Genomic DNA, 8,438 nt, shown 5'->3' on the forward strand with positions numbered 1-8,438 from the left:
ACAGATCGGTGCTCATCGGACCATCCCTCCCTTGAGGAGTTCGACATAGACGTCCTGCTTGCGTTCCGGCGCTTTCAACGTCTTGTACTTCTCATTCACTTGCGGGAGGAGCGTGGTCTTCTTGCCCGCGACCGTGGCCAGGTGCACGGCGATGTCACGGAAATCGTTCCCGCTCACGAGGTTCAAGCGTCTCACCTCCGCCAACGCCTCGTCGCAGTGCTGCGGATGGAGGGTGGCGGTCCGAAGGACGACCGTCATCTGGTCGATCAGGTGCCGAGGATATTTCGCCTCAAGCGACTCCAGGAACCAGGCGGCCATCTCGCGGTCGGAGAAGATTTCGCGTACCTCCGCCGCCATTCGCTCCTTGCGCGTCGCTTCACGGGCGTGATGGCTCGGGTCGGAGACGAGGATGCCTTTACCTCGCGCCACCGCGTGGTGCGCGAGGACCTCTCCGGTCGCCTCGAGACAGATGCAGAGACGATCCCCTTCGATCCGGACGACGGCTTGGTTCCGTTCGCCTGTCCGGTAGGTCCCTCTCGGGACGCTGTAACGATTTCCGTCATAGCGAATCACGTTGTCCTTCTGGATGTTCCTTGTTATACTGGACTCGAGAACTTTCTCAAAAATGTAAGTACCAGAGACTCGTCGTAGGTGTGGCTTTTCCAGGGCATGCACCTCGACGGGTCTCTTTTTTGTGTTGTGATGTACTTTATGGTTGCCTGTCCGGGCGAGCCAGGCGATCGTGGCGCCGTTCCAGTCGGCGATCGTACTGAAGACCCGGTTCTTGCTGAAGTTGTTCTTGACGAACTTCACGACCTGTTCGACCTTCCCCTTGGACTCCGGATCGCTCTTCCGGCACAGATAGATGCTGAATCCGCGCGTCTTATGATAACGGGAGAAGGCGGAGGTGAGGACGAGATCGCCAGCGTTCTCGCTGACGGACAGGAGCGCGTCCTGGTCGTATACCATCTCCGAGGGCATGCCACCGAAATACCGGAAGGCATTTTCGTGGCACTGGACCATGTCCGCCGTCCGGAAGGGACGGTCGAGCCACTCGACGTACTTGTAGCGGGAATGGGAGAGCACGAAGGCGATGAAATAGAGACGCCTGGACTCTCCGCCCGTCGTCTTCGCCACGGTCTGTCCGAAGTCCACCTGGGCCTGCTGCCCGATCCGGGTCTCCGGGACGGCGCTGTATTCTCTCCGTTGTATGGCTTTCGGGATGTGGTAGGTTTCTCGAAGCTCGTTCACGTAGTTCCTCACGGTGTTCTCCTGCACATCCGTCATCGCGAGCCGTTCTTGTATCCAATCGAATACCTGTGCCCCTGAGAGGTCAGGGTGTTCCTGCAGCCATCCGAGGATCTGCTCCCGATAGGGATCAAGCTTTTTCCTCCTGTTCCCGAAGGCGGCCTCGAACTCCTTGAACTCCTCATAGTCCATTTTGAGATAGGCGCTCACGCGTCCTCGGGACACATTCATTTTCTTCGCTATGCGGCTCTTGGAGAAGCCTAAGTCCTGCAAGGCTTTCATTTCCACGTACAGTTTCATTTTTTCCACTCCAGTCGTCCTCACTTTCGATGATCTATACCATGTTGAGTATAGACTCGAAGCGAGCGGATTCGGGTAAAAACTGCACATCCTTAATTGGGGAAAACTGCCCTCTCTAATATAGCGGTTTCAAGGGGGGGATTTATCACTTATCAACTACAAAGTTATTGATATCATAAACAAGTAGGTTAATCTTCACGAAAAAAAATAAAAATTATTTTTCGAAGCGATAGACCATAAAATCAGGTTAGCAAAATCAAAATATGGTAAATTAAAAGGTGTTTTACAAAAAAATGGAGGTATCTTAAATGGTTGGTGATTTTTATCCTTCTCTAACAAATTATGAAGTTAGAGAAAACAAAGGTTCTATGTCTTACAACCGCCTAGCAATGCAAATTAGCTTTGCTATGTTAAAGATGTTTGAGTTATATAAGACGTCAACATTTACAATTAGTTTAGATTGTATAGACGATGTAGTAATTTTCAAAACATCAGAACCTTCTCCAAATATATATACATATCAGTTGAAAACTAAAGATAGTAATGCAGGTTTTTTCTCCTTAACAACACTTGTTAACAACAACGTTTTTTTAAAAATGTATGATCATATCGAAAAATTAGATGATGATGTGAAGGATATTGTTCTTATTTCGAACCTATCTTTAAAATATGATCAAAAAATAATTAGCGGAGAATCGATTGTTTTAAAAACAGTAGATGATAAGTTAAAAAAACTTATTGAGACAGATTTAATGAATAGCACAGTTTTTCTGAATAAAGGTTTCTCAGAAAAATTAAAATTTTCGCAAGTAGACTTATCGATTCATAACCACGTAGATGTCACAAAGAGTAAATTTAATCAGCTTTTGATTGACCAGAAAATTGATATAAGTTTAGTAAGTGCGAAAGCACTATTTGAAACTGTAAAACAAATATTCGAAAGTAAACAAGGGCATGAATTTAGTTTGCAAGATAAAATGCTCACAGTTCTTCCTAAGAAAAGCTTTGAAAGTAAAGAATTCGAAGAACTTATAGAAAATATTAAAAATACAAAAGAATTAATAACGTACAAAGATGTGATTGAAAACTATAAAAAAGTTAAAATGAATCTTTTAGAAGAGAGTAAGTACAAAAAAGCATTAGCATCATTCAAAGATAAACTTAATGAATCACCAAACATTGTAAGTGGTATTATGAGCAAAGTTATAAGTGGTTGTGAGAAAGAGATTGAAAATGGGATTGGCTCAAGAGAAGAATTATTGAGTGAAATTAGAAAAAAATATCATAATGGTTTTGAGATGTATTTTTCTGAAATTGAATTAGAAATTCTTTTTATGAATTGCATTGAACAGGCTATAGGAGGAATAAATTAAAGTGAATAGTCAAATGATCTTTAAGAAGCTCATTATATTTGATTATGAGAAGAAAAAGTCTAAGAGTATAGTTTTTGATAAAGGAATAAATGTTATTACGAGTAAAGATAATCAATTAGGCAAATCTACTATAATGAAATCCTTGTATTATTGTTTAGGGGGAGAAGTATTTTTTTCAGATCGCCTAAATTTAAAAACAAAAATTCATTTTTTGGAGATAAACGTTAAAAATGATGATTATCTTTTCATAAGAAATGGTAAAAATATTGTTGTGAAGCATAAAGAAAAGATATATAAGTTTACTAATATGACTGAGCTTTCAATTTTTTTGAGTGAATTATTCGAATTTAAAATTATGCTAGAGTCCAGAGGTGGTGAATATGTCGTTGCGCCACCGGTATTTAATTTCTTGCCATATTATGTTGACCAAGATCGTGGTTGGACACCAGAGCTAAATTCCTTTGATAAGTTAGATCAATTTATAAAGAATAAGAGAAAATTCTATAGTTATTACCATTTATCTGTACTCAATGAAGAATTCGGTAAAATTCAAGCCCAGAAAAAGGAGCTAGAAATACACAAAGATAAACTAAATGATAATATAAAAAATTCTCGTTCTTTATTAAATTATATAGAAACTACACTTACAGCTTACGAGAGAGAAATAAATCTTGATTCTATAAAACTAGAATACGAAACTACTCTAAGTAAATATAAAAAATATTCATATGATCTCAATAATTTAAGGAAATATCTTTTAAATTTAAATGAAGAGGTTTATAAGATTGATATTATTATTAAAGGAATTGATACTACACAAAGTGGGCATGAGAAAGCTTTAAAAAAAATAAAGAAATCTTCGGGAATAGAGTGTCCCCAATGTCACTCGTTATTTGAAGTTCAATCAAAAGATATCTTTAAAATTAACTATAATATCGTTGATTTGAATTCTTCAAAAATAGATCTTATAAATCTTAAAAGAGAAATTACAGATAAGAAGCAGAAAGTAGAAAGAGAGTACTCCACTTTAAAAGATAGATTAGATGAAATTGAAAGAGAAAAACTGAAATCAAAGTATACATTTGATGAAGTTCTGAAGTTTAAAGGTATGGAAGAAACGAAGCAAAAACTAACTTCTGAATATATAGAAAATAGTGATGAATTAAATGCAGTTAAAAGTGAAATGGATTTAATAAACCGCAAATTAAAAGAGTGGGATCATGATATTTTAGAAGCAAATAGTCTATATAAAGAAATGTTAGATTATAATTTACACTTATTTAATGCTGAAGAGAACAAATTACCGGATAAAGTAGAAATTGATCATAAGTTATCATCTTCTGGAAGTGGGCAAGTTAGAGTTAACTTAGCACGAGTATATTCCTTTTTGCAGTTAAAAGAAAAAAAGAATAAAGAACATATAAGACTTCCTTTATTGATTGATTCTCCAAAAGGGGCAGAGCAGAGTGGGGATAACAGTAAACTTGTTCTTTCATTAATTACGGAAAAAATGGAATTACCAAATCAAATTATTATAGCTACTATAGATTTCGAAAGTTTTTATGATATCGATTCGCATAATATAAACTTAATTTCTTTAAACAATCCTAGATATGGTGTTCTAAGTAATGAAGACTACATAAACAATCAATTCGAGATAGATAGATACTTTAATGTATATTGGCAATCTTACAATTGAAAGGTCTAACATAATTAATACTTTGATTGTAAAATTGTACTACTACCTGCTACAATTGTATTAATAAATAATGTGAAAAATTGAGTGGAATCTTAATTTGAATAGATTGATAAACTCTTTGATACCAATGTTTTTGAAGCGTCCTGTACGATGTGACGTCGAAACCACCTTCAACGATTGAGTGGGAATGACAGATCGGATTCGGGTATCTTCCTAAGATACATCAGCCATCTCTTGCTTTGCTATAATCAGGAAGTGAGTGAGGTGATGATCATTGGAAAGATATGAAGTAATTCCGGCAGTCTATCTGCTGTTTGAAGACGCGAAAGGCGGAATGCTGTTTTCGAGACGGGCGAACACAGGCTATATGGACGGCTATCTTGGTCTGGTCGCCGGACATATCGAACGATCCGAGTCCGTCTTCGAAGCCGGCGCACGAGAAGCGAAAGAGGAGATCGGTGCCTCCATTTCCGAAGAGGACATGGAAATCGTTCATGTCGCCTACCGGAAAACGGCCGGCAGGGTCGACTATTTCGTAAAGGTGTCGAATCATATGGGCAACATTCGAAACATGGAGCCTGATAAGTGCAGCGGGCTGACTTGGGAGGCGCGATGTCCTGACGATACGATTCCGTATATAAAGGGAATCTTGTCTGAAATCGAGCAAGGTCGCGCCTTTTCCCACTCGGATCTCTAAATGGGGACGGTCCCAAATACAGACGCGAATGGAATGACGACGTGGAGGTCTTTTGCCGCCCGGGCAAGGGACCTTCCCTTTTATTTCTTTAAAACCGAACGTTCGGAAAAATAAAGAAGTTAAATTTCGTCATTTGCCTTGACTCAGTCGAATCAGGATGCTACGATGGCGTTGTTCTTATTTTTCAATCCAAAATACAAATAAAATATGCCGTATAATTCTGGGGATATGGCCCGGAAGTCTCTACAGGAACACCGTAAAGGTTCCTACTACGGCGCACGTCGTCTGGCGTGCGCTTAATGAAACGGCTTTTACCGCCATAGGTGAAGGCCGTTTTTTTCATGAGGCGGCTATTGGGAAAGAGGGAAACCATGAGTACACAGCTTAAACATGACCACCAGCCACCAAAAAAGGAGAACGCAATCGAGCGTTTCTTCGAATTCCAGGCACTCGGAACGAACATGCGAACAGAGTTCATCGCAGGGATGACGACATTCTTCGCGATGGCCTACATCCTGTTCGTCAACCCGAACACGCTCGCAGCGGCCGGAATGAACGCAGGTGCGGTCTTCGGTGCGACAGCACTCGTCGCGATCATCGGATCACTGACGATGGGACTGCTCGCTAACTACCCGATCGCACTTGCGCCGGGGATGGGACTTAACGCCTTTTTCGCTTACAGCGTCGTCATCGGGATGGGCATCCCTTGGCAGACGGCACTCTCGGGCGTACTCGTCTCAGGGCTCGTCTTCATGGTTCTTACCGCTTCAGGTGTTCGTGAGATGATCATCAATGCGATTCCGGAACCGCTCAAGATGGCGGTTGCAGCAGGAATCGGCCTCTTCATCGCTTTCATCGGTCTCAAGACGGGCGGTATCGTCGTCGCGAACGAAGCGACACTCGTCTCGCTCGGCAACTTAGGAAAAGGCACTACGCTCCTCGCTGTGTTCGGACTCGCTGTGTCGGCAGTGTTGATGACGCGCGGCGTCAAAGGAGGCATCTTCTTCGGGATGGTGCTTACAGCAATCGCCGGTATGATTTTCGGTTTGATCCCTGTACCGACAAGCCTCGGTGAGATCATCTCGGCACCGCCGAGCATCGCACCGACATTCGGTCAAGCGTTCCTTCACTTCAATGAAATCTTCACCGTACAGATGGCGATCGTCATCCTGACGTTCTTCTTCGTAGATTTCTTCGATACGGCCGGAACACTCGTCGCAGTCGCTAACCAGGCAGGGCTCATCAAGAACAACAAAGTTCCGCGCGCCGGTCGCGCCTTGATCGCTGACTCGACGGCGACGGTCGCGGGATCGATTCTCGGGACTTCGACGACAGTTTCCTACATCGAATCGAGCGCAGGCGTCGCAGCAGGCGGACGATCGGGGATGACGGCGATCGTCACGGCGGCGTTCTTCGGACTCGCCTTGTTCTTCTCGCCGTTGCTCGCAATCATCACGGCTCCCGTCACGGCTCCGGCACTCATCATCGTCGGTGTACTGATGGCATCGTCTCTTCTGCAAATTGATTGGAAGAAATTCGAATACGCAGTACCGGCATTCCTGACAGTCATCATGATGCCACTGACGTACTCGATCGCTACCGGCATTGCGTTCGGCTTCCTCTTCTATCCGCTTACGATGATCGCGAAGGGCCGCGCGAAGGAAGTCCATCCGATCATGTATGTCATGGCGGTCGGATTCCTCGCATACTTCATCTGGCTCCATTGATTCGTTGTCTAGAACGTCTTTCTTCTATATAGAAGGAAGGCGTTTTTTTGTGCGCTGACGGGTAAAAGAGCATAAAAGGGGTGAGGCCATGATCGAGAAGATGACAGGGGCGTTTTTTACAGCGCTCGCTGAGAATAGGGCGCTGATCGAAGTAGCAAGGAAAATCGGCCTGCCGCTTGGAGGGAAACATTTCGTCGGTGGCCAAAGGATAGATGAGACGCTCGCGAAGGTGCGGGAGCTGAACGTCGATGGTCTGGCAGCTACCGTTGATTGCCTGGGGGAATTCATCGAGACGCCTGACGACGCAAAGGCGATCGCGGATGAGTGCATCGAAGTGATCCAAGTAATCACGGCGGAAGGAGTCGACGCCCAGGTCTCGCTGAAGCTCTCCTCTGTCGGCCTTCAACTCGGAGAAGCGGTGGCGATCGGACAGATGCGCCGGATTCTCGAGGTCGGAAGGCAACACGGATGTTTCGTGACCATAAATATGGAGGAGGCGAAAGATTGTCCTCGGATCATCGCATGTTTCAAGGAGTTGAGAAAGGAGTTTGACGGTGTCGGAATCGCGCTTCAAGCAAACTTATATAGAAGCCGATTCGACATCGAGGATCTCGAATCGACGGTACGTGTCGTCAAAGGGGCGTATCAGGGGGACGAGGAAACCTATATCGACCGGAAGGCGCTCGTCGACGTGAACTACTTCGAAATGGTGAAAGCTAATTTGTCAGCCGGACGCTATACACAAATCGCGACGCATGACGAAGCGATGATCGAGCGAATCACAGATTACCTGAAGGAAGCGAACATATCAGAGAGCCGATACGAATTCCAGATGCTCCAAGGGATGCGGGAGGAGCGTCAGAAGCAGCTCACGGATGAAGGACATCGCGTAGTGATTTACGTGCCGCACGGCCATGATTGGTATACGTATTTGATGAAGCGTTTGGCTGAGAGACCGGCGAATATCGGATTTACGCTATTCGCCATGATGAGGCGTTGAGAAAAAGATGGACGTAGTCGCCCCCTTGGCTGAAGCCATGGGGGCATCAATGTTTCTTTCAGCGTGTTATCTCCACTTGTTCGACTTGGACATACACTCCTAAGAGGGCTGACATATGAACGATGCTCAATCGCCGCACTGAAATTGTAAAGATGTAACGGAAATTTAAAGTTTTTTTAAAATAACACTTGTATTTGAAAAGAATAGTTGATATATTAATAAACGTTCCAGTGAGACGCTTAACATTACGGTTCGGTGGAGCTGAAATACTTTTTTGAAACTTGGTTGACAAGATTCATAACATCTGTTAATCTAGTTAAGTCGCTAAGGGCGACACGACGAACTTTGAAAACTGAACGATGAGGCAGAAACGTATCCTACGGGATACACAAAC

At 43.7% G+C, this 8,438-nt stretch carries 6 protein-coding genes and 1 riboswitch; of the genes, 5 read left to right on the top strand and 1 reads right to left on the bottom strand.

Translation table 11 applies throughout. The features are described 5' to 3' along the window. Window positions 1-12 precede the first annotated feature (12 nt). Window positions 13-1,548, bottom strand: a complete 1,536-nt coding sequence (gene istA / locus DFG60_RS13500; protein ID WP_114571244.1) for an IS21 family transposase — start codon at window positions 1,546-1,548, stop codon at window positions 13-15. A 308-nt stretch (window positions 1,549-1,856) separates the two neighbouring features. Here istA and DFG60_RS13505 point away from each other — a divergent pair, with 308 nt between their 5' ends. From DFG60_RS13505 to DFG60_RS13530, 5 genes are all read left to right on the top strand, one after another. After that, a complete protein-coding gene (locus DFG60_RS13505) occupies window positions 1,857-2,921 on the top strand; it encodes a dsDNA nuclease domain-containing protein (RefSeq protein ID WP_114572293.1) in 1,065 nt (354 codons plus the stop codon). 1 nt (window position 2,922) lies between these two features. Further along, the gene (locus DFG60_RS13510; protein ID WP_114572294.1) at window positions 2,923-4,620 is read left to right on the top strand and encodes a coiled-coil domain-containing protein; all 1,698 of its coding nucleotides are present in this window, start codon (window positions 2,923-2,925) and stop codon (window positions 4,618-4,620) included. Between the two features lie 274 nt (window positions 4,621-4,894). Next, window positions 4,895-5,317, top strand: coding sequence for an NUDIX domain-containing protein (locus DFG60_RS13520; protein ID WP_114572295.1), 423 nt, complete (start codon window positions 4,895-4,897; stop codon window positions 5,315-5,317). Between the two features lie 190 nt (window positions 5,318-5,507). Continuing rightward, a riboswitch (purine riboswitch) is annotated at window positions 5,508-5,609 on the top strand. 130 nt (window positions 5,610-5,739) lie between these two features. Beyond that, the gene (locus DFG60_RS13525) at window positions 5,740-7,044 is read left to right on the top strand and encodes an NCS2 family permease (RefSeq protein ID WP_198661606.1); all 1,305 of its coding nucleotides are present in this window, start codon (window positions 5,740-5,742) and stop codon (window positions 7,042-7,044) included. 88 nt (window positions 7,045-7,132) lie between these two features. Beyond that, on the top strand, window positions 7,133-8,044 hold the full coding sequence (locus DFG60_RS13530) for a proline dehydrogenase family protein (protein WP_114572297.1): 912 nt from the start codon (window positions 7,133-7,135) through the stop codon (window positions 8,042-8,044). Window positions 8,045-8,438: the final 394 nt, after the last annotated feature.

It is taken from the genome of Exiguobacterium flavidum (assembly GCF_003344535.1).
In the GTDB taxonomy this organism is placed as follows: domain Bacteria; phylum Bacillota; class Bacilli; order Exiguobacteriales; family Exiguobacteriaceae; genus Exiguobacterium_A; species Exiguobacterium_A flavidum.

Bases quoted from the DNA above. Each gene is read 5' to 3' on its own strand.
- DFG60_RS13505 (WP_114572293.1), top strand. From the start codon at position 1,857: ATGGTTGGTGATTTTTATCCTTCTCTAACAAATTATGAAGTTAGAGAA.
- istA (WP_114571244.1), bottom strand. From the start codon at position 1,548: ATGAAACTGTACGTGGAAATGAAAGCCTTGCAGGACTTAGGCTTCTCC.
- DFG60_RS13530 (WP_114572297.1), top strand. From the start codon at position 7,133: ATGATCGAGAAGATGACAGGGGCGTTTTTTACAGCGCTCGCTGAGAAT.